This window comes from Pseudomonas asuensis, from assembly GCF_014646755.1.
Lineage (GTDB): Bacteria > Pseudomonadota > Gammaproteobacteria > Pseudomonadales > Pseudomonadaceae > Chryseomonas > Chryseomonas asuensis.
Map to the genome: position 1 here is coordinate 72718 of NZ_BMNW01000003.1, position 20744 is coordinate 93461.

Annotated in this window: 22 protein-coding genes; 9 read left to right on the top strand and 13 right to left on the bottom strand. The window is 54.0% G+C overall.

The genetic code is table 11. From position 1 onward, the window contains the following. Positions 1–86: 86 nt before the first annotated feature. The 3 genes from IEX86_RS06965 (at position 87) to speA (ending at position 3644) form a co-directional block, all read left to right on the top strand. Positions 87–1076, top strand: coding sequence for an aldo/keto reductase (locus IEX86_RS06965; protein WP_188865412.1), 990 nt, complete (start codon positions 87–89; stop codon positions 1074–1076). A gap of 188 nt (positions 1077–1264) precedes the next feature. Further along, the gene (locus IEX86_RS06970; RefSeq protein ID WP_188865413.1) at positions 1265–1636 is read left to right on the top strand and encodes a translation initiation factor Sui1; all 372 of its coding nucleotides are present in this window, start codon (positions 1265–1267) and stop codon (positions 1634–1636) included. Between the two features lie 94 nt (positions 1637–1730). Continuing rightward, the gene (gene speA, locus IEX86_RS06975) at positions 1731–3644 is read left to right on the top strand and encodes an arginine decarboxylase (RefSeq protein WP_188865414.1); all 1914 of its coding nucleotides are present in this window, start codon (positions 1731–1733) and stop codon (positions 3642–3644) included. A 35-nt stretch (positions 3645–3679) separates the two neighbouring features. Here the strand turns inward: speA and mtgA are convergent, their stop codons facing one another. Continuing rightward, the gene (gene mtgA / locus IEX86_RS06980; RefSeq protein WP_188865415.1) at positions 3680–4375 is read right to left on the bottom strand and encodes a monofunctional biosynthetic peptidoglycan transglycosylase; all 696 of its coding nucleotides are present in this window, start codon (positions 4373–4375) and stop codon (positions 3680–3682) included. Between the two features lie 67 nt (positions 4376–4442). On the opposite strand from mtgA, the gene IEX86_RS06985 reads away from it, so the two are divergent. The 4 genes from IEX86_RS06985 to trmB all read left to right on the top strand — a co-directional run bounded on the left by IEX86_RS06985 (position 4443) and on the right by trmB (position 6689). Continuing rightward, positions 4443–4814 carry a DUF423 domain-containing protein gene (locus IEX86_RS06985; RefSeq protein ID WP_188865416.1) on the top strand — a complete coding sequence of 124 codons (372 nt, stop codon included), beginning with the start codon at positions 4443–4445 and terminating at the stop codon, positions 4812–4814. Between the two features lie 76 nt (positions 4815–4890). Beyond that, positions 4891–5091 (top strand): sulfur carrier protein ThiS, encoded by a 201-nt coding sequence (thiS, locus tag IEX86_RS06990; protein WP_188865417.1) that lies wholly within the window; start codon positions 4891–4893, stop codon positions 5089–5091. 18 nt (positions 5092–5109) lie between these two features. Further along, on the top strand, positions 5110–5904 hold the full coding sequence (locus tag IEX86_RS06995) for a thiazole synthase (RefSeq protein ID WP_188865418.1): 795 nt from the start codon (positions 5110–5112) through the stop codon (positions 5902–5904). A gap of 113 nt (positions 5905–6017) precedes the next feature. Further along, positions 6018–6689 (top strand): tRNA (guanosine(46)-N7)-methyltransferase TrmB, encoded by a 672-nt coding sequence (gene trmB / locus IEX86_RS07000; RefSeq protein WP_188865875.1) that lies wholly within the window; start codon positions 6018–6020, stop codon positions 6687–6689. A 42-nt stretch (positions 6690–6731) separates the two neighbouring features. Here trmB and IEX86_RS07005 read toward each other — a convergent pair whose 3' ends face one another. The 9 genes from IEX86_RS07005 to IEX86_RS07045 form a co-directional block, all read right to left on the bottom strand. Further along, on the bottom strand, positions 6732–7055 hold the full coding sequence (locus tag IEX86_RS07005) for a DUF3392 family protein (RefSeq protein WP_188865419.1): 324 nt from the start codon (positions 7053–7055) through the stop codon (positions 6732–6734). A 13-nt stretch (positions 7056–7068) separates the two neighbouring features. Further along, the gene (gene hemW / locus IEX86_RS07010; RefSeq protein ID WP_188865420.1) at positions 7069–8226 is read right to left on the bottom strand and encodes a radical SAM family heme chaperone HemW; all 1158 of its coding nucleotides are present in this window, start codon (positions 8224–8226) and stop codon (positions 7069–7071) included. Next, positions 8223–8816, bottom strand: a complete 594-nt coding sequence (gene rdgB / locus IEX86_RS07015; protein WP_188865421.1) for an RdgB/HAM1 family non-canonical purine NTP pyrophosphatase — start codon at positions 8814–8816, stop codon at positions 8223–8225. Before rdgB ends, hemW begins: the two co-directional genes overlap by 4 nt. 135 nt (positions 8817–8951) lie before the next feature. Beyond that, positions 8952–9551 (bottom strand): methionine biosynthesis protein MetW, encoded by a 600-nt coding sequence (gene metW / locus IEX86_RS07020; RefSeq protein ID WP_188865422.1) that lies wholly within the window; start codon positions 9549–9551, stop codon positions 8952–8954. Between the two features lie 10 nt (positions 9552–9561). After that, positions 9562–10701 (bottom strand): homoserine O-succinyltransferase MetX, encoded by a 1140-nt coding sequence (gene metX / locus IEX86_RS07025; protein WP_188865423.1) that lies wholly within the window; start codon positions 10699–10701, stop codon positions 9562–9564. A 104-nt stretch (positions 10702–10805) separates the two neighbouring features. Continuing rightward, positions 10806–12767: a dynamin family protein gene (locus tag IEX86_RS07030; RefSeq protein ID WP_188865876.1), complete on the bottom strand. Its 1962-nt coding sequence runs from the start codon at positions 12765–12767 to the stop codon at positions 10806–10808. Positions 12768–12918: 151 nt separating this feature from the next. Next, a complete protein-coding gene (locus tag IEX86_RS07035) occupies positions 12919–13551 on the bottom strand; it encodes a YggT family protein (protein ID WP_188865424.1) in 633 nt (210 codons plus the stop codon). A 9-nt stretch (positions 13552–13560) separates the two neighbouring features. Beyond that, positions 13561–14379 carry a pyrroline-5-carboxylate reductase gene (proC, locus tag IEX86_RS07040; RefSeq protein ID WP_188865425.1) on the bottom strand — a complete coding sequence of 273 codons (819 nt, stop codon included), beginning with the start codon at positions 14377–14379 and terminating at the stop codon, positions 13561–13563. A gap of 11 nt (positions 14380–14390) precedes the next feature. Continuing rightward, on the bottom strand, positions 14391–15095 hold the full coding sequence (locus IEX86_RS07045; RefSeq protein ID WP_188865426.1) for a YggS family pyridoxal phosphate-dependent enzyme: 705 nt from the start codon (positions 15093–15095) through the stop codon (positions 14391–14393). Between the two features lie 73 nt (positions 15096–15168). Here IEX86_RS07045 and IEX86_RS07050 point away from each other — a divergent pair, with 73 nt between their 5' ends. Together IEX86_RS07050 and IEX86_RS07055 are read left to right on the top strand one after the other, a co-directional pair. Continuing rightward, positions 15169–16203, top strand: coding sequence for a type IV pilus twitching motility protein PilT (locus IEX86_RS07050; RefSeq protein WP_188865427.1), 1035 nt, complete (start codon positions 15169–15171; stop codon positions 16201–16203). Beyond that, complete coding sequence (locus IEX86_RS07055) at positions 16203–17342, top strand: PilT/PilU family type 4a pilus ATPase (RefSeq protein WP_188865428.1); 1140 nt, start codon at positions 16203–16205, stop codon at positions 17340–17342. The genes IEX86_RS07050 and IEX86_RS07055 overlap by 1 nt, the downstream gene beginning before the upstream one ends. 3 nt (positions 17343–17345) lie before the next feature. Here the strand turns inward: IEX86_RS07055 and IEX86_RS07060 are convergent, their stop codons facing one another. The 3 genes from IEX86_RS07060 to IEX86_RS07070 form a co-directional block, all read right to left on the bottom strand. Next, positions 17346–18761 carry a UdgX family uracil-DNA binding protein gene (locus IEX86_RS07060; protein ID WP_188865429.1) on the bottom strand — a complete coding sequence of 472 codons (1416 nt, stop codon included), beginning with the start codon at positions 18759–18761 and terminating at the stop codon, positions 17346–17348. A gap of 2 nt (positions 18762–18763) precedes the next feature. Beyond that, entirely contained in the window at positions 18764–19975 is a 1212-nt protein-coding gene (locus IEX86_RS07065) for a putative DNA modification/repair radical SAM protein (protein WP_188865430.1), read from the bottom strand. Between the two features lie 97 nt (positions 19976–20072). Continuing rightward, on the bottom strand, positions 20073–20741 hold the full coding sequence (locus tag IEX86_RS07070) for a C40 family peptidase (RefSeq protein WP_188865431.1): 669 nt from the start codon (positions 20739–20741) through the stop codon (positions 20073–20075). Positions 20742–20744: the final 3 nt, after the last annotated feature.

The following is a 20744-nucleotide window of genomic DNA, read 5'->3' on the forward strand; positions in this document are numbered from 1 at the left end:
CTTTGCTCAATACCTTTCCGTAAGCATGTCTTATTTCTTTTCAGGCATTAATAGCCTGCCCACCCCTGAGCCAAACAGGAGGTCACATGTCAGTCGAAACATTGACTATTCAAGGTATATCCCGTCCCGTTAGCCGCATTGCCCTGGGTACTTGGGCAATTGGTGGCTGGATGTGGGGCGGTAGTGACGAGGCTAAGGCCATCGCCACAATCCGCAGTGCAGTAGAGCGCGGTATCAACCTGATCGATACTGCTCCGGTCTACGGCTTCGGCAACTCCGAAGAGATCGTGGGCAAGGCACTGCAAGGGATACGTGATAAGGCAGTGATCGCTACTAAGGTTGCGCTGGACTGGAACGATGAAGGCCCTTTCCGCAACGCCAGCCCGGCTCGTATCCGTAAGGAAATTGAAGATTCCCTGCGTCGTCTCAAGACCGACCACATTGATTTGTATCAGGTGCACTGGCCAGATCCAATGACACCGATTGACGAGACGGCCCGTGAGCTGGAAAAGCTGCGCCAGGAAGGAAAAGTACTGGCCTTGGGTGTTAGCAATTTCTCGCCTGAGCAGATGGACGCCTTTCGCAGTGTTGCCCCTCTTGCTTCCGTGCAGCCTCCTTACAACCTTTTCGAACGTGATATTGAAAAGGATGTACTGCCTTACGCCAAGGAGCACAAACTAGCCGTACTGGCCTATGGCGCGCTGTGCCGTGGGTTGCTGGCTGGTAAAATGTCCCCGTCGACACGCTTTGACGGAGATGACCTGCGCAAGGTGGATCCAAAATTTCAATCGCCACGCTTTGAGCAATACCTGGCTGCCGTGGCTGCGTTGGAAGATTACGCACGTGCCCGTCATGACAAGACGGTTCTGGCCCTGGCTATTCGCTGGATTCTTGATCAAGGCCCGACGATTGCGCTGTGGGGCGCCAGAAAGCCCGAGCAGATTGAAGGCGTAGATGAGGCATTTGGCTGGTCACTGAGCCAGGATGAGCTGGATGAGATCGATAGGCTGTTGACCAGACATGTAACCGATCCAGTAGGGCCGGAATTCATGGCTCCTCCAACACGTAAGGGCTAATGAGAGCCATGGCAGGTTTTTTACGAGCCTGTCATAAAAATATCCGGCATTGGCGCAAATTTGTACTTAGCATTTGCGTTCAATGCTGGTAAATTGCGCGACCTTTTAATGCGCAGCCCCTGCCAGAGTGGGGCGCTCTCGGTTGGTTCTCCAACCTGTCGCTATCCTGACCCTGTGAGGAATGCCCGGTGGTCAAGAAAGCCTCTTCTTTTGCTGGTCTCGGCGGCCTGGTGTATTCCACCGACAGTGGTCGTCATTGCCCGGATTGCAACAAACCTTTCGCTGACTGTATCTGCAAGCAGGCCCACGTGCCGGCTGGTGATGGTACCGCCCGCGTTCGCCGTGAAACCAAAGGCCGTGGAGGCAAGACTGTCACCACCGTCAGCGGTGTGCCTGTGACTGCCGATGAATTGAAAGAATTGGCGAGCACACTGAAAAGACGCTGCGGCACCGGCGGTGCGCTAAAGGATGGCGTTATTGAAATTCAGGGCGATCATGTCGACCTGCTGATCGATGAGCTGACCAAGCGCGGTTTCAAGGCCAAGAAATCTGGCGGTTGAACGAACGGTTCTACGTTCAGGCTATATATATCCAAACTTACCGCAGCGATTTGCGGTCAACACCTTATTACCTTCAAGCAGGAGAATCTGGCGGATGTCCCCACGACGTACGCGCAAAGATGACGGCAGCCAATGGACCGTAGCCGATAGCCGTAGTGTGTACGGCATTCGCCACTGGGGTGCTGGCTACTTTGCTATCAATGACATCGGCAATGTCGAAGTCCGTCCTCATGGTCCCGATGGCGAGCCCATCGACCTTCATCTACTGGTGGGGCAATTGTGTGAGGCAGGCCTTTCGCTGCCTCTGCTGGTACGTTTCCCCGATATTCTGCAAGGTCGCGTACGGGCATTGACTGGAGCGTTCGATGCCAATATCGAGCGTATGGAATATGGTGGCCAGTACACAGCCCTATACCCGATCAAGGTCAATCAGCAGGAAGCTGTTGTCGAGAACATCATTGCTACACGCAATGTTTCGATTGGGCTTGAAGCAGGTTCTAAGCCTGAGCTGATGGCTGTTCTGGCACTGGCGCCAAAAGGCGGCACCATTGTTTGCAATGGTTATAAGGATCGCGAGTTCATCCGTCTCGCCCTGATGGGGCTCAAGCTCGGCCATAACGTCTTCATCGTGATCGAGAAGGAATCCGAGGTTCCGTTGGTAATCGAGGAAGCTGCCGATCTTAAGGTGACGCCTCAGGTCGGTTTGCGCGTTCGCCTGTCATCGCTGGCATCCAGCAAGTGGGCCGATACGGGCGGTGAGAAGTCCAAGTTTGGTCTGTCGGCTGCGCAGCTGCTGTCCGTTATCGAGCGTTTCCGCAAGGCAGGGTTGGAGCAGGGTGTTCGTCTGCTGCATTTCCATATGGGCTCGCAGATCGCCAATCTGGCTGACTACCGTCAGGGCTTCCGTGAGGCCATTCGTTATTATGCCGAACTGCGCGCCCTTGGCCTGCCGGTTGATCACGTCGATGTTGGCGGTGGCCTGGGTGTGGATTACGACGGCACGCACTCGCGTAATGCCAGCTCCATTAACTACGACATGGAAGACTATGCTGCTACTGTCGTAGGAATGCTCAAGGAGTTCTGCGACCGCCAGGGCTTGCCGCATCCGAATATTTTCTCGGAAAGTGGTCGCGCCATGACAGCGCACCATGCCGTGCTGGTCATGCAGGTGACCGATGTCGAGCGCAATAACGACACCATGCCCGATATCGAGAACTTCTCTGATAAGCCAGAAGTTGTGCAGTGGTTGGTTGAACTGCTGGGTGATACTGACCCGGAAATGGTGACCGAGACCTATTGGCGTGCTACGCAGTACGTGAGTGAGGCCTCTGCCCAGTATGCTTCCGGCCGTCTGAGCCTGAACGATAAAGCGCTGGCGGAGCAATGCTACTTTGCGATTTGCCGCCGGCTCTACAACCAGCTCAAGGCACGCCAGCGTTCGCATCGTCAGGTTCTGGACGAGCTGAATGACAAGTTGGCCGATAAGTACATCTGTAATTTCTCGGTCTTCCAGAGCTTGCCAGATACCTGGGCAATTGGACAAATCCTGCCTATTGTGCCGCTTACGCGTCTGGACGAAGAGCCCATGCGTCGTGCGGTGCTACAGGATCTGACCTGTGATTCCGATGGCAAGATCAATCAGTACGTGGATGAGCAGAGTATCGAGACCAGTTTGCCGGTTCACGATGTACGCCCGAATGAAGATTACATGCTGGGTGTATTCTTGGTAGGCGCTTATCAGGAAATTCTGGGCGATATGCATAACCTGTTTGGTGATACGGATTCGGTTAACGTCTATCTGGATGCTGATGGCACAGTCCGTCATGGTGGAATCGAGACTCACGACACCATCGAAGACATGCTTCGTTATGTGCACCTCTCACCAGAAGAGCTGATGACCTACTACCGTGACAAGGTAGCCGGGGCAAAACTGACAGCACGTGAGCGTACGCAGTATCTGGATGCCTTGCGTCTCGGGCTGACCCGCTCGTCTTATCTCGCTACTTGATCTAAAAAAGCCCTGGCATTCAGCCAGGGCTTTTTTTATCTCATGTGCAACAGGTAATCGCTACCGCCCAACTGTCGGACCTGCTGTCGAATCCAGTTGGCGCGACGGCTGACGTAGGCGCTAGGATGGCTTGGGCTCCAGCCTCTGGGATTGGGTAGGGTTGCTGCTAACAGGCTGGCTTGCCGATCCGACAGGTAAGGAGCGCCTATACCAAAATGATACTGCGCAGCCGCTTCAGCGCCGAATACTCCAGAACCCCACTCAACGCTGTTGAGATAAACTTCCAAAATACGTTGCTTGGGCCATAGGGTCTCAATCAACAGAGTAAACCAGGCTTCAAACCCTTTGCGTACCCAACTGCGGCCTGTCCAGAGAAATAGATTCTTGGCCGTTTGCTGGCTGATCGTACTGGCTCCACGCAGAGAGCCACCCGCCTCGTTGTGGCTAAAGGCTTTGCGGATGGCTTCCATATCGAAGCCCCAATGCTGACCGAAGTGCTGATCTTCTCCAGCCACTACTGACATTTTCAGATTGTCCGGCAGTTCGTTCCACGGCCGCCATTCCCGTTGCAGATCAATCGGCTTGCCATCCATCCACGACTCTACCTTTCGCTCTACCATGACCATTGAGCCGGGCGGCGGTACCCAGCGAAACATCAGGACGAGCAGCACGCTTACAGCCACGAGGATAAGCGTATAGAGAAACAAACGACGTAGAAGAGAGCGCACCATGCGACTTGGTCTTTAGGAATGAGCGGTCCATTATAACGATCGCTTCGATTCTGTCTGGGAGTTATCCATGCTTCGTACGTTTCTCATGCTGGCAGCCGTGTTTGGCTTTACAGGGGTCGGCCTTGGGGCTTTTGCGGCCCATGGTCTGAAAGGGCGGCTTTCGCCAGAGCATCTGGCTGTATTCCAGACCGGCGTCCTGTATCAGCTTATACATGCCTTGGCATTACTGGGTATTGCCATTCTGGCCACTCATCTTCAGGGACGTCTGGTTGGTTTGGCGGGCACTTTTTTTGCGATAGGGATCGTGCTGTTTTCGGGTAGTCTCTACGCTCTGACCCTTTCTGGGATCAGTAAGCTGGGTATCATCACACCTTTTGGCGGGCTTGCCTTCCTGGCGGGATGGGTTTGCTTGGGATTGGTGGCCTGGCGATTGGCCTAGATGACGATACAGCGTTGGTCATCGTGGCAGAAGGGGCTAGAATGCAGCCCTTCATACATTTCAGACCGCTTCTGCCATGCGCATTCAATTGAACGGCGAATCTTTCGAACTTCCTGACGGTACCACCGTGGCGGATCTGCTTGTCCGGCTCGAGTTGACCGGAAAGCGGGTCGCCGTGGAGCGTAACCTCGATATCGTACCCCGCAGCCAGCATGCCGCGACCACCCTGGTGGATGGCGATCAGCTGGAAGTGGTTCATGCTATTGGTGGCGGCTAGGCCGCCGGAGAATCTGCCATGACCAGCAATCGTCAAGATACACCGCTTACCCTGGCCGGACGCACCTATCAGTCGCGTCTGCTTGTGGGAACCGGTAAATACAAGGATCTGGAGGAGACCCGTCTGGCCATTGAGGCGTCGGGCGCTGAAATTGTGACCGTTGCAGTCCGCCGGACCAATATCGGTCAGAACCCAGGCGAGCCGAACCTGCTGGATGTTATTCCACCAGATCGCTATACCATCCTGCCCAACACGGCTGGCTGCTATGATGCCGTTGAGGCCGTACGGACTTGTCGTCTAGCGCGCGAGCTTCTTGATGGGCATTCACTGGTCAAGCTTGAAGTATTGGCTGATCAGAAGACATTGTTCCCCAATGTCATCGAAACCTTGAAGGCCGCCGAGACACTGGTGAAGGATGGTTTCGATGTTATGGTGTACACCAGCGATGACCCCATTATTGCCCGCCAACTGGCCGAGATCGGTTGCATTGCCGTGATGCCACTGGCCGGTTTGATCGGCTCTGGGCTGGGTATCTGCAATCCCTATAACCTACGCATCATTCTGGAAGAGGCCAAGGTACCGGTTCTGGTCGATGCTGGTGTAGGTACCGCTTCGGATGCAACTATTGCGATGGAGCTAGGGTGCGATGCCGTCCTGATGAATACAGCCATTGCCCATGCCAAGGACCCAGTACTAATGGGTGAAGCCATGAAGCATGCCATTTTGGCAGGACGCATGGCCTATCTGGCAGGGCGGATGCCTCGCAAACTGTATGCATCGGCTTCATCTCCTCTGGAAGGTCTGATCAACTGATCACGACGCTCCACTCATCTTAACCTTTAGCGACCCGGCTTTCTCGCTGGGTCGTGTTGTCTTTGTGAATAGCCATGAGCGATCAGGAACTCGATAACGCCCCCGCACGCCCGATGCGTACCGTCAAAAGTTTTGTCATGCGGGCGGGACGCATGACGGAAGGTCAAAAGCGAGGCCTTGACCTGGGCTTGCCTCGCTTCGGTCTTGACCTGGAGGCGGGTCTTCAGGATTTCGATACTGTTTTTAACCGCCAAGCGCCGCGTACCTTTGAAATTGGCTTTGGCATGGGTCACTCCTTGCTGGAGATGGCTGCTGCAGCGCCCGAGCAGGATTTTATTGGCGTTGAGGTCCACCGTCCTGGTGTAGGTGCGTTGCTGAATGGCTTGCTGACCCAACAGCTGAGCAACGTGCGTGTATACAGCTGCGATGCCTTGGAAGTGCTTCGCCAATGCGTTCCTGATGCAAGCCTGGACCGGCTGCTGCTGTTTTTCCCCGACCCGTGGCACAAGGCTCGTCATCATAAGCGCCGTATCGTTCAGCCTGAGTTTGCCGAGCTGGTTCGAAGCAAGCTAAAGGTTGGCGGTGTACTACATATGGCAACCGATTGGGAACCCTATGCCGAATACATGCTTGAAATCATGAGCGCCGCGCCGGGGTATCGCAATCAGGCCTTGGATGGGACTTATGTTCCACGACCTGAGGAGCGCCCCATTACCAAGTTCGAACGTCGCGGTGAGCGGCTTGGGCATGGTGTGTGGGACCTCAAGTTCGAGCGCATCGAATAATGAAAAGGCCTGACCACTGTGTCAGGCCTTTTTGTATGCCTGTCAGCGTCGCTCGGCCAGAACGCCCAGCAGGCAAGCGCCAACCAGCAACGCTGGCGCCAGGCTGTAGTTATTGAACTGGCCCAATCCTTTCACTACCCAAGGGGTTAGATGGGTGGTTGCCGCGCCATAAATGCTTACCGAAGCTGAAGCCAGAATCGGTACGCGTACAAAGGTAGGCAAACTACCCAGGCGCTGTTTTATCCAGCTGTTGATTTCGGTCCCAAACATGACCAGCAGGGTGGAAATCAGAGCCAGAGCAATTTCGGCCAGATGGCCACGACACCAGCGAGAGGCATCTGCAATAAGGCTAAGTAAAAAGTCCAAGCGTCATGTCTCCTTAGTCGGACAGGAAGTGCTGTAGCACATCATTCAAAAAAAGCTGCCCATGGGGGGTGGGGGCTAGCCTTGCTGGATCCTTTTCAAGCAGGCCTTTACTGCGCAGCGCTTTGAGCGCGTCATGCAGACTTTCCAAGGGTTGGCCGGTTCGCTGCGGATACTGCTCGCTTGGAACGCCTTCAACCAGACGCAGAGCGTTCATCATGAACTCAAAGGGAAGCTCTGCTGGCGTCAGTACTCGCTCGCCTGCTTGAAAGTGCTTGGCAGGGTCCAGGTAGTCTTTGGGCAGGCGGGTCTTCCAGGTACGAACGATGCGCCCTTCAGGTGAGCTCAGCTTGGCATGGGCGCCTGCGCCAATTCCAAGGAAGTCACCAAAGGTCCAGTAGTTCAGGTTATGACGCGCTTGCCGACCGGGTTGAGCATAGGCAGATGTTTCGTATTGCCGGTAACCCATTTCGGCAAGCCGAGCCTGGCCGGCTTCTTGGATATCCCAAAGGGTATCGTCTTCAGGAAGCTCAGGCGGTTGGCTCCAGAAGACGGTATTGGGTTCCATGGTGAGTTGATACCAGGAGATATGCGTTGGTGCGAGTGCAATTGCTTGCTCAAGATCTGCCATTGCGTCTGAAACGCTCTGGTCAGGCAGGCCATGCATGAGGTCCAGGTTGAAGTTGTCGAAACCTGCGCGACGTGCCATCTCCGCTGCTCGAACAGCTTCATCCCGCCCATGAATCCGCCCCAGTGCTTTGAGTTTAGTGTCCTGAAAACTTTGGATACCAATGGAAAGCCGGTTAATGCCGAGCTGTCGGTAAGCCGCGAATTTGTCCTGCTCAAATGTCCCAGGGTTGGCCTCAAGGGTAATTTCGATGTCTGAGGCAAACTCAACCCGGCGCTCTATGCCTTCAAGCAAACGCCCTAGTGCATTGGCTGAAAGCAGACTCGGCGTACCTCCGCCAAAGAAAATCGAACTCAGCGGCCGACCCTGTATATGAACAAGGTCGGCATCCAGGTCCGCTAGCAGCGCATCAACATACTCTTCTTCAGGTAGCTGAGGCCCTGCTGCATGCGAGTTGAAATCGCAATAGGGGCACTTACGCACGCACCACGGAATATGGATATAGGCGGCCAGCGGGGGGAGTTCGAACGATACTGGCTGAGTCAAAGTCCGAGCCGCTCACGGAGAATGGCCATGGCGCGGGCACGGTGGCTGATACGGTTCTTTTCTTCAGGTACCAGCTCTGCGCTCGAACAATCCCGTTCGGGTACCCAGAATAAGGGATCATACCCAAAGCCATGCTCGCCCCGCATCTCAAAGAGAATTCGTCCCTCCCAGATACCTTCACAGACAATAGGAAGCGGATCATCAGCGTGACGGACTAGGGCCAGCACGCTTACAAATTGGGCGCCACGCTCGGCCTCAGGAATACCTTTAAGCGCATCGAGCAGCTTTGCATTGTTAGCAGCGTCACCACGACCCTCTGCATAGCGTGCCGAGTAGATGCCTGGCGCACCACCAAGTGCGTTAACAGCAAGACCCGAGTCGTCAGCCAAGGCAGGCAGGCCGGATACACGTGCGGCGTTACGTGCTTTAAGAATGGCATTCTCAATAAAGGAAAGCCCTGTTTCTTCCGGCTCGACTTGGCTGAACTCGCCTACAGAGCGCACCCTGACAGCGTCTCCCAGCATGGCCTGAAGTTCTTTGAGCTTGCCAGCGTTATGACTGGCCAGCACCAGCTCGGACAGTTGGATCATGTCGTGTCATCTCTGGTTTGGGGCGGAAACAGACGAATATTTGCCTGCCCGCAATGATATGAAATCTGAGGAGTTGATGTATGTGATTCAGATAGCGGGTCATGCCGCTATCTGAATCCATGCGACAAATACCTGTTACAGCGACGGGCCCGTTACGCGGTAGATGCCGATTTCACCCAGCAAGTTAGGCCATAAGCGACTGCCGATACCGTGGCGGTGCTGACGGTCGACAGCCAATCGATCAAGCACTTTGACCTTTAGCTCGCGGCAGAGGCACTCGAAGTCTTCGAAGGTACAAAAGTGAATGTTCGGCGTGTTGTACCAGGTGTAAGGCAAAAATTCTGAAACTGGCATTCGCCCATTACGGGCCAGATACCAGCGACAGCGCCAATGGCCGAAGTTCGGGAACGTAATGATACATTCTCTGCCCACCCGTAGCATTTCTTCAAGAATGCGGTCAGGGTAATGGACTGCTTGCAACGCCTGACTCATAACGACAATATCAAAGCTGTTGCTGGCAAAATTACCCAGCCCTTTATCCAGGTCTTGTTCAAGGACATTTACGCCCCTGCGGATACATTGTTTGATGTTTTCGTCGTTGATCTCAAGGCCGTAACCAGTGACCTGCTTGTTTGCCTGAAGATAAGCAAGCAGTTCGCCATTACCGCACCCTAGATCAAGCACCCGGCTACCGGCGGGAATCCAGTCTTTGATGATATCCAGATCGGCACGCACGTTCAGGCCCTCATACAGCAATGCGATTCATGTAACTAACGAAGGCTTCCAGGTACCGGGGAATCGGTAGAAGAAAGGCGTCATGCCCCTGTGGCGCATCAATATCGAGATAGCTGACATTCTTCTTCGCCGCGATCAAGGCATCTACGATTTCCCGCGAGCGGGCCGGTGAAAAACGCCAGTCGGTTGTAAAGGACATAATGCAAAAGTCAGCCTTTGCAGCAGCAAATGTCTTGGCCAGATCACCATCATGTGCGCTAGCAGGGTCGAAGTAATCCAGCGCTTTGGTCATCAACAAGTAGGTATTGGCATCGAAGCGGCCTGAGAACTCCTCGCCTTGATAACGCAGATAGCTTTCCACTTGGAATTCCACGCTGTGGAAATCGTAGTTGAGTTTGTCTGTCTTAAGCTCACGCCCAAACTTCTGTCCCATCGCATCATCGGACAGATAAGTGATGTGGCCAACCATGCGGGCCAGCATCAATCCACGCTTGGGCACAACATTCTGCTCGTAGAAGCGACCGCCATGAAATTCTTCATCGGTCAGAATGGCTTGGCGTGCCACCTCGTTGAATGCGATGTTTTGTGCTGACAGCTTTGGTGCTGAAGCGATGGCCATACAGTGACGCACACGATCAGGATGGCTGATTGTCCACTGCAGGGCCTGCATTCCGCCCATACTGCCGCCGACAACGGCAGCCCATTGCGCGATACCCAGTGCATCAGCCAGGCGTGCCTGACTGTTTACCCAATCCTCAACGGTAATAACGGGAAAGTCGGCACCATAAGGCCTTCCCGTAGCTGGGTTGGCACTTCCTGGGCCCGTTGACCCATTACAGCCACCCAAATTGTTCAGTGAAACCACAAAGAATCGACGGGTATCGATAGGCTTGCCAGGGCCAATACAACTGTCCCACCACCCAGGCTTGCGGTCTTCCATGCTGTGATAACCCGCCGCATGGTGATGGCCCGATAAGGCATGGCAAATGAGCACGGCATTGCTGCGGTTTTCGTTGAGCTCTCCATACGTCTCGATGACCAGGTCGTACTCGGTCAAAGATCTACCGCAAGCCAAGGGGAGCGGCTCGGAGAAGTGAAGGACCTGAGGCGTAACCAGGCCTACGGAATCATGGGGTATGACGCTGGGCATTTAAGGCTCTTATGCGTGAGAGGGCGCCAGTCTAAAGAGCGCCAACGCAAGCGGCAAGCATCCTGCGTGGAGGGGCTTGCCGCTTTGGATAAAGCCTTATGCCGCTAGGCGAAGTTTACCCCGGGAAGGGCTACAACCTTGGCGTGGCGCTGGGCAGGAGCAGGACGGCGCAGCTGACGCAAAATATCGTTAGCCTCGTCAAGCTGGCTTGCCATTGTTTCGCAGTAGGCTTGCAGACGGCTTTTCTGTTGCTGAGTATCCAGCGCCTGCTGGGTCAGTGCCTTGAGTTCCAGCATGTTGGCCTCCAGCAACTGCTTGTGCTCACGCGTGAACTGAATAAGAGGGAGCAGGGCGACCTCATTCCAGCGTTTGGCTTCGCGGCAGGCCTGTTCATGGACGTGGACCGCTTCTTTGACCAGGGTGGCAAAGAAGCGGCGAGTCAAGACGCGCTGCTCAGTAAACAGGGTTTTCATCTGACGACGGAAACGATCTGATTTCAATTGCAACTGGCGGAGCGCGCGAATTTGAGCCTTGACCCGCAGGCGTGGAGCATCCAGGCGATGGCCAGGATTTTCCTCATTGTGTCGTTGGTAAATCGACAGCAGAACCTTGTTGGCACGTTCGCCTTCGTAGTAAAGGGACAACATGTCATGTTCAACGCTTTGGAAAAATCGATGGATCGATTCGCTGATACCCAAAGTAGTCCAGCTTTCCGCCAGGTTGCTGCGTACGTCGGTCAAGTGTCTTTCAAGGCGTGCCGGATTTAATGCATCGTTGAGTAAAACAGCTTGCCCTTGGAGCATCCGCTGCGTAGTACGCAAATTCAGAAGCCGCTTGTGATACAGCGCATGCTCTTCACGCGTCTTTTCTATCTGCTCAGCCAGCGTTGAACCGGTAGAAGCATTTTCTAGGAGCGCATGTTGCCGCTTTATTTCGACGAACCGCTCACCTAGGAGTGAATGGCTGCTCGCCAGCAGAGAGATAACCTGATTGACGACCCGGCTCTGGAGTAAACGCTCTCTGTGCCCAACGATACGGTCGCAAAGAAGGTGCTCAAGGGTAGCCAGCTGGCTGCGCTCAAGCAGATTCGTATCGTGGCGTACCTTGCCAAGCAACGCCTGCTTTGCAGATAAAGGCAGCACATCAGTCATGGGGATTCCCAAGTGACGTGCGCTGACTTCACGGATGCGCTGGATGGATTGCTCGACGGACTCGTCGCCATTCAGATCGCCCCAAAGCGTGTCGATCTTGTTGAGGATCGCAAATAACGAGCCTTCCGCATCATCACTGGTCGGCTTGATATGGTGCTCCCACAGCTGCAGATCGGAAGCCGTAACGCCAGTATCGGCAGCCAATAGAAACAACACAGCCTGTGCCGCCGGAAGCATTGAAAGTGTTAACTCAGGTTCACTGCCAAGCGCATTGAGACCTGGGGTATCAAGTATCCGCAGGCCCTGACGTAACAGAGGATGGTCAAAGTTGATAATCGCATGGCGCCAGGCTGGGATTTCGACCAGCCCCTCTGTACTGGGCTTATCGAGCTGCTCTGCATCGAATCCAAGGGAGATGGCATGGTCTATCGTTACCAGCTGAATCTCGGCGACCTTGCCGAGTGCAGCGGCCATCATCTCCGGCTGCTCATAATCAAGCGTGATTTGCTGCCAGCGAGCCGTATCGTTTCTCAGGTCTGCAATATTAAGGTCATCTAACCGTGATTCGATGGGAAGAAGCCTAATATAAGGCGCTTCTGCCTTGGCATCGTAAAAAAGCTCGGTAGGGCACATGGTTGTTCTGCCTGCTTGCGACGGCAGCATGCGCTGACCGTAGTCGGCAAAGAACAAGGCATTGATCAGTTCGGTTTTTCCACGTGAAAACTCGCCAGCAAAGGCTAGCGTAATGTGATCGTCACGCAGAACCTGAACGCAGCGTGCCAGGGTTTCATCAAGGTTTTGCGAATTGAGGCGGTTACGAACAAGCCAGCCGCTGTAGCGATTGATTTGCTGTATGAGTTCAAGTTTCCAAGTCGCATAGGCATCGACTTGCTGAGACAGACGCTCCATACCCATCCCTGCCATCATCATGAGCGTAATAAAGGGCGGTACGGTGCCGTAAGGCGGGTCTTGCGTCAATCAAGACCCGACGGGATTCTCTAGGCGGTCACGCAAAGTGTGTGAATGGTTAAGGATAAAGGCCCCACCGAACAGGTGGGGCCCTCGCTTACAGGAACGGTGCCAGAACCGAAGGCATGCCTGCCATCGTGGCCAGATTCTTAATGACCAGCATATCGATCAGCTTGATTGCGATGAATGCAAAGATAGGCGAAATATCCAGCCCGCCCAGGTTAGGCAGCAGGCGGCGGAAGGGCGCCAATGCAGGTTCGCAGATCTGGTTTACAAGCTGAGCACTGGGATTGTAGCTACCCGGCGCAACCCAGGAGAGGATTACGCTAATAATCATGGCGAAGAAAAACACCTTGAGAAATAGGGAAGCAACGGCAATCAGCGACCAAATGAACAGATGGGCAATCGCTCCGCCTACGCCATATTGCATGGTAATGAGGCTGAGGCCATTAATGCCTTCGACGTTGGTCAGCAAGAGCAGCAGAATCATAAGGACCAGCTGCACCAATACCGCAAGTACCAGCGAGGCCAAGTCGATGCCGCCAAAGCCTGGAATGATCCGGCGCAGCGGACGTATCAGGGGCTGTGTTGCCTTAACAATGAACTGGCTCAGAGGATTGTAAAAATCCGCTTTTACAAGTTGTAGAATGAAGCGCAGCAATACAATGAGCAGATAAAGACTGCCAAGCGTTTGCAGTATGAGAATTAGGGCGGTATTTAATCCGTACATGAATACTCCTTATTGACCGAGCTCTTCCGCCAGCTCGGCTGAACGACGGGCTGCCGCTGAAAGTGCTTGTTGAACAAGGGCTTCGAAACCGCCCTCCTGAAAGGTCTTAATGGCTTGCTCAGTAGTGCCGCCGGGTGAAGTGACACGGCGACGCAGCTCTGCAGGTGGCGCGTCACTGTTCAAAGCCATCTGGGCGGCGCCAAGTGCCGTCTGAAGGGTCAGGCGTGCTGACGTTTCCCTGTCTAGACCAAGCGATTCGCCGGCCTGTGTCATGGCTTCCATCATCAGAAAGAAATACGCCGGACCGCTACCTGATACGGCCGTTACCGCATCCAGCTGCTTTTCATGCTCGACCCATACGGTAAGGCCTACTGCAGACAGTAATTGCTCAGCCTGATCACGTTGGGCTGGCGACACATGCTCATTGGCATAAAGGCCGCTGGCACCCTGACGAAGCAAGGCTGGCGTGTTGGGCATGCAGCGTACCAGCGCACGCTCACCTAGCCACTGCGTAAGGCTGGCACAAGTGATTCCAGCTGCAACAGAAACGATCAGCTGAGTTCCGGTAAGTGCACTGGAAAGCTCCTCACAGACAGGCTTCATGACCTGCGGCTTGACTGATAGGACAATCACATCAGCCTGTTGAGCCGCTTCAAGGTTGGATGTGAATGTTTGAATCCCATGATCAGCCTCAAGTGCTGAGCGTTGTGCTGCGTCAGGATTGCTAGCGGTAATACAGGATGTGGGCAGGCCTTGTGCGAGAAGGCCTCCAATCAGACTGGCCGCCATGTTTCCAGCGCCGATAAAGGCGATGCGGGTATCGCTCATGTATACATTCCTTAATGAGAAGCAGGCGAGGTCGGTGTGCCGTAGTCTCTGGTGCCAAACAAGGCTGTGCCGATTCGAACCCAGGTTGCACCCTCTGCAATAGCTGCTTCTAGATCGTGGCTCATGCCCATGGACAGGGTATCAAGATTCAGGTTCAGCGCCTCGCTGAGTTTTCGGAGAGAAGAAAAGGCAGCGTGCTGCGCTTCAGGTTCCGTAGCCGCTTCTGGAATAGCCATCAGCCCACGCAAGACAACATTGGGTAGTTGAGCAATAGCACGGGCGAGCTCGGGCAGCTCTTCGGGGGCACATCCAGATTTACTGGCCTCACCGCTGATATTTACCTGAAGGCAAATATTGAGCGGGGACAGTCCCGCAGGGCGCTGTTCGGAAAGCCGCTGGGCAATCTTAAGGCGATCAACGGAATGTACCCAATCGAAATGGCTGGCTATTGCCCGTGTCTTATTGGATTGAATAGGGCCGATGAAATGCCAGATCAAGGGCAGATCTTTTAGCGATTCTTGCTTTTGGATCGCTTCTTGCAAGTAGTTTTCGCCAAAGTGTTGTAATCCGCAGCTGTAAGCTTCGCGCAGATCTGTTGCCGGTTTGGTCTTGCTTACGGCAAGCAGACCAATGGTTGCCGGGTCACGACCACAAGCCTGCGCTGCGGCTTGGATACGGGTACGTACTGTTGCGATATTTTCAGCTATCGTTGACATTCAACCTCGTTCTCTAAATACCGCTGCTGATAAAGCGGCATTCTACCTGCTTGTTTGTATTAAGGGAGTCCTCATGGATATCACGGAACTGCTGGCGTTTTGTGCCAGACAGGGTGCATCTGATTTACACCTGTCCTCTGGTTTGCCACCCATGATCCGTGTCGACGGCGATGTTCGACGCATCAATCTGCCCGCCTTCAACGACAAGCAGGTGCATGCGCTTATTTACGACATCATGAACGACAAACAGCGCAAGGATTATGAAGAATTCCTTGAGACCGACTTTTCGTTCGAAGTGCCTGGCATTGCGCGCTTCCGTGTCAATGCCTTCAATCAGAATCGCGGACCAGGCGCTGTATTCCGTACTATTCCCTCTAAAGTGCTCTCGATGGAAGAGTTGGGAATGGGCGATGTGTTTCGCAAAATAACCGACGTGCCTCGTGGGTTGGTGCTGGTCACAGGACCTACCGGTTCGGGTAAGTCGACCACGCTGGCAGCTATGCTGGATTATCTGAATAACACTAAGTATCACCATATCCTGACTATCGAAGACCCTATCGAATTCGTCCACGAGTCCAAAAAATGCCTGGTCAACCAGCGGGAAGTGCACCGCGACACGTTGGGCTTCTCTGAGGCGTTACGTTCTGCGTTGCGTGAGGACCCGGATATTATTTTGGTGGGTGAACTGCGTGACCTTGAAACGATCCGTCTTGCGCTGACCGCCGCTGAAACGGGTCACCTGGTATTCGGCACGCTGCACACCACCTCGGCAGCCAAGACCATTGACCGTATCGTGGACGTGTTCCCGGCCGAGGAGAAGTCTATGGTTCGATCCATGTTGTCTGAATCCTTGCAGGCGGTTGTCTCTCAGACGCTTATTAAAAAGGTAGGCGGCGGGCGTGTGGCTGCCCATGAGATCATGATCGGGACACCTGCGATTCGTAACCTCATTCGTGAAGACAAGGTGGCGCAGATGTATTCTGCTATCCAGACAGGCGGTGGTCTTGGAATGCAAACCCTTGATATGTGCTTAAAGAATCTGCTGGCCAAAGGATTGATCAGCCGTGATAGCGCTCGTGAAAAAGCCAAGATTCCGGAGAATTTCTGATGGAATTTGAAAAGCTGCTGCGGTTGATGGTTGAAAAAGGCGGCTCCGACTTATTCATTACAACCGGTGTTCCGCCGTCCATGAAAGTGAATGGGCGTGTCCTGCCGGTAACCAAGGAATCGCTCTCTCCTGATCAGGCAAGAGAGATTGTCTTGGGCGTCATGAATGAGCAGCAGAAAGCTGAGTTTGTCGAAAAGCATGAGTGCAACTTTGCGATCAGCGCCAGAGGGGTCGGACGTTTTCGGGTAAGTGCGTTCTATCAGCGTAACCTTGTAGGCATGGTGCTTCGGCGTATCGAAGTGAACATTCCTACGCTGGATCAGTTGCGTCTACCTGAAGCGCTTAAAAAACTGTCTCTGACCAAGCGTGGCCTGGTGCTGTTCGTGGGTGCAACCGGTACCGGCAAATCCACGTCGCTAGCTGCCATGATTGGTCACCGCAACAAGAACTCCACAGGCCATATCATCTCGATCGAAGATCCCATTGAATATATCCACCAGCACCAGAACTGCATCGTGACGCAGCGGGAAGTAGGATTGGATACAGAGTCTTTTGAAGTTGCGCTAAAGAACACGCTTCGTCAGGCACCTGATGTCATCATGATCGGTGAGGTGCGTACCCGGGAAACGATGGAGTATGCCGTGGCGTTTGCCGAGACGGGCCACCTTTGTCTGGCGACACTGCATGCCAATAATGCAAACCAGGCGCTGGAGCGGATCATCCACTTTTTCCCGGCTGATCGGCATCAGCAAATATGGATGGACCTTTCGCTTAACCTCAAGGCCATTGTTGCACAGCAGCTGGTACCAACGGTTGACGGAAAGGGGCGTAGGGCGGTTATTGAAGTACTGATCAATACACCGCTGGCGGCAGATCTGATTCGAAAAGGGGAGGTTCATGAGCTTAAGCCGCTTATGAAGCGCTCAACAGAATTAGGTATGCAGACCTTCGACCAAGCGCTTTACCAGCTTTATCGAGACGGTGAGATCACTTACGAGGATGCTTTAGCGCATGCAGACTCTGCCAACGATCTGCGCTTGATGATCAAGCTGGGATCTGAGACAGACGCGGATCATTTGTCGAGTGTTACCCAGGGTCTTTCCTTGGATATGAGTGACGATAATAAGCGGTTCCGATAAGCGTTATTGCTCAAGCAGCTGCCTAGCCTGTACCAAGGCAGCGGTGAGTGCTGCTTGAGCCTGTTCTCGCTTCGCTTCCTCAGGCACACGCAGGATATAGGACGGATGATAGGTAACAATCAGCCGCCGTCCTTTCCATTGCGTAGCTTGGCCCATATACATGGCCAGTGAGCCTTGTTTCTTACCCGTCAGAGATTCCAGGGCAGTGGCGCCCAGTGCAACGATTACGTCAGGCTTAACGTTGTCTAGTTCCTGTTCGAGCCAATGACGGCAGGGAGCAATTTCAGTCGTGGGGGTAACATGTTTACGCCGGCGCCCTTGTGGCGTCCATTTGAAGTGCTTGACGGCATTAGTCAGATAGAGTGCCTCTCGCTGTAGGCCTGCATCCTGGATGGCTTGGTCAAGCACTTGCCCTGCCGGCCCCATGAAGGGGCGGCCCAATAGATCTTCATGGTCGCCGGGCTGCTCGCCTACCAGAAAAAGCCGGGCATTCAGGGGGCCTTCACCTGGAACTGCCTGAGTGGCTTTCTGCCAAAGAGGGCAGCGACGGCACGTGTCCAGTGTGCTTAATTGCTCACGTACCGGTAGTACTTCTTCCGCTGATACCGGTACCGTTTTTCCTGCCTGTTCGCTTACGGTTTTCGCTTGGGCTGTCCGCTGAGTGCCAGTGCGCGCCTCGCTAAGCAGGGCAGGAATCAAAGGGCCTTCCGGCAGATCCTTCCAGAATCGCTTGGGCATGTGCCCAGTCATAACTTTAGGGTTGGCTCGGGCGGGGTTAAATGTACTCGCGTAATAAGCCAGCCAAAGTGACTCTCCATCATCCCGCTGTTGTTTGGCGAGCGCTTGCAGCTCTACAGGGCAGGGCGCTTTAAACGCTAATGTCTTTCCATCCCATAGCGCTACCGCCTCTGGAGTTGCGATCAGCCATGAGGTATTTCCCATGCGGTTACAAAAGTGAGGGGCAGCCAAAGCCAATACATCATGAGCTGGCTCATGCCAGGCAACATATTGAGGATTACCAGAGTGCTCTCCTCGGTGCTTGAAGCGCAGGAAGGCATGCAGGTGATGAGTTTCTCGTCTGACCGCCTTGGCCCAGCGGTGCAGCTCACTGCCATCTTCATCACCGGCCAGCATGGCAGCCTGATCGCCCCGCACGACCCGCCACAGGACCCGATATAGCAATGCCCAGCGTTGGGCATGTCGATAACAGGCCGCCAAGCTTAATAGTTCTGCAAGTTGCTTAGGTACCCTGATAGCAGAAGAAACAGTTTCCGGCTGCTCGCTTGTGCCGGCAAACAAATCACCGACTAAGTGCTCGGTTTGCCAGCTGATTTCAGAGGGGGCTACGTCTTGTTCCAGTAGCTGCCGTGCTATGCAGCGCCAACCCGCAAATGAGCCATCAAAAGAAACCGTGCGCATGATCACCAGAGCGCCAACTGGGCAGGTTTTTCGCTGAGCTGGGTACGAAGATGCAGCGATTCGGCAAGCAAGAAACTAGGCCTATAATCATGGACAACAATGAACGGTTTAGCTTTTTCGAGGCTGCAACGTAAGCGGATAAGGTCCGCATAGCGAATACGCCTCTGTTGCCGCAGCGCCACGAGCCGCTTGGCCGAGAGCACCCCGATGCCTGGAACCCGAGCAATCAAGGCAGGCTCCGCCTGATTAAGATCGAGCGGGAAGGTATCGCGATTGCTTAGCGCCCAGGCAAGTTTTGGATCGATATCTAACGGAAGATTTCCTTCTTCTGTCGGCAATTCTGAAGCCGTAAAACCATAGCCTCTGATCAGAAAATCTGCCTGATAAAGACGATGCTCGCGCAGTAACGGCGGAGGTATCAGGGGAACGGAGTTTGGGCTATCTGGAATAGGGCTGAAGGCAGAGTAATAGACACGCTTTAACTGATAGGCGCCGTATAGGGTTTGCGCGGTATCCAGTATGGTCCGATCATTAGTGGGATCGGCCCCTATGATCATTTGGGTACTTTGTCCAGCAGGTGCGAAGCGTGGCGCATTCTTTTCTGCCGCTGTCTCCTCCAGGCCGAGACGGATCGTGCCCATGGCCTTTTTAATGCTACGAACCTCCTTCTCAGGCGCAAGGCGTGTTAATCCCGCTTCAGTGGGAAGCTCGATATTGACTGAAAGGCGGTCGGCATAGAGTCCGGCTTTGGCAATCAGTAGAGGATCTGCGTCAGGAATGGTCTTTAAGTGGATATAACCCCGAAACTGATGCTCCTCGCGCAGTAACTGAGCCACCCTGATCAACTGCTCCATCGTATAGTCCGCCGAGCGGATAATGCCCGAGCTTAGGAAAAGCCCGCTGATGGTATTGCGTCGATAAAAGTCGAGTGTAAGTTTTACAACTTCCTCTGGAGTGAAGCGAGCGCGAGGGACATTACTAGATCTGCGATTGACACAGTACTGGCAGTCGTAAAGACAGAAATTGGTCAGAAGTACTTTAAGTAGGGATACGCAGCGGCCATCGGGTGTGAAGCTGTGGCAAATACCCATGCCATCAGTGGAGCCTAATCCATCCTTTCCTTTAGACGAGCGTTTGGGTGCTCCACTACTGGCGCATGACACATCATATTTGGCAGCATCAGCCAAAATAATGAGTTTGTCGGTCAACTCCATAAAGCAGCCCCTTATACTGTATATGTGCACAGTATAAGGGGCTGGACAAAGTCTTCAACTGCTTCCGCTTAGTGGCTAGCCTGTTGTAGCACTATTATCAAGACTTACGCGGATTGGCAGCACTACGGGGATGAGTCTGTTGTTCGCTTGTGGCAACCATCTGAGGCAGGACACGCTTGGCTGAGGCGAAACGCGTTTTCCAGTACGGCCGGCTGAGATGATCAATACGCACACTCTCTCCACGGCGTGGCGCATGAATGAAGCGGTCGTGGCCCATATAAATTGCAACATGATCAACATTGCGGCCATGAATTTTGAAAAAGATCAGGTCCCCTGGTTTCAAATTCTTTTTTTCGACCTTCATGCCATCCATGCGAGCCAGTTCCTGAGAGGTGCGGGGCAACTCGAGGTCCTGTACGTCACGATAGACATAATTTACAAGTCCGCTGCAGTCAAAGCCATGCTTGGGCGTCGTACCGCCCCAGCGATAAGGCGTACCAAGCACATCAATTGCTCGGTTAACTACTTTGGTACTTTCCTTGGCCGCGGCATGCTGAGCGGCAGCATGAGCTTGCACAATGGTTCCTGCCTTAGGTTTGGCAGGAGCATAAACGTGTTGTGTACGTGCCTTAGGCTTGTTGGCACGAGGTGCTGACTTGGCATGAGCCGGAGCGGCAGCGCGAGCACTATCGGCTTCTTTAGCCTGGACTGCTGTCACAGGCAGTACCAAACAGGCTGTTAGCCAGGTAATGAGTAAAGAGCGCATTGT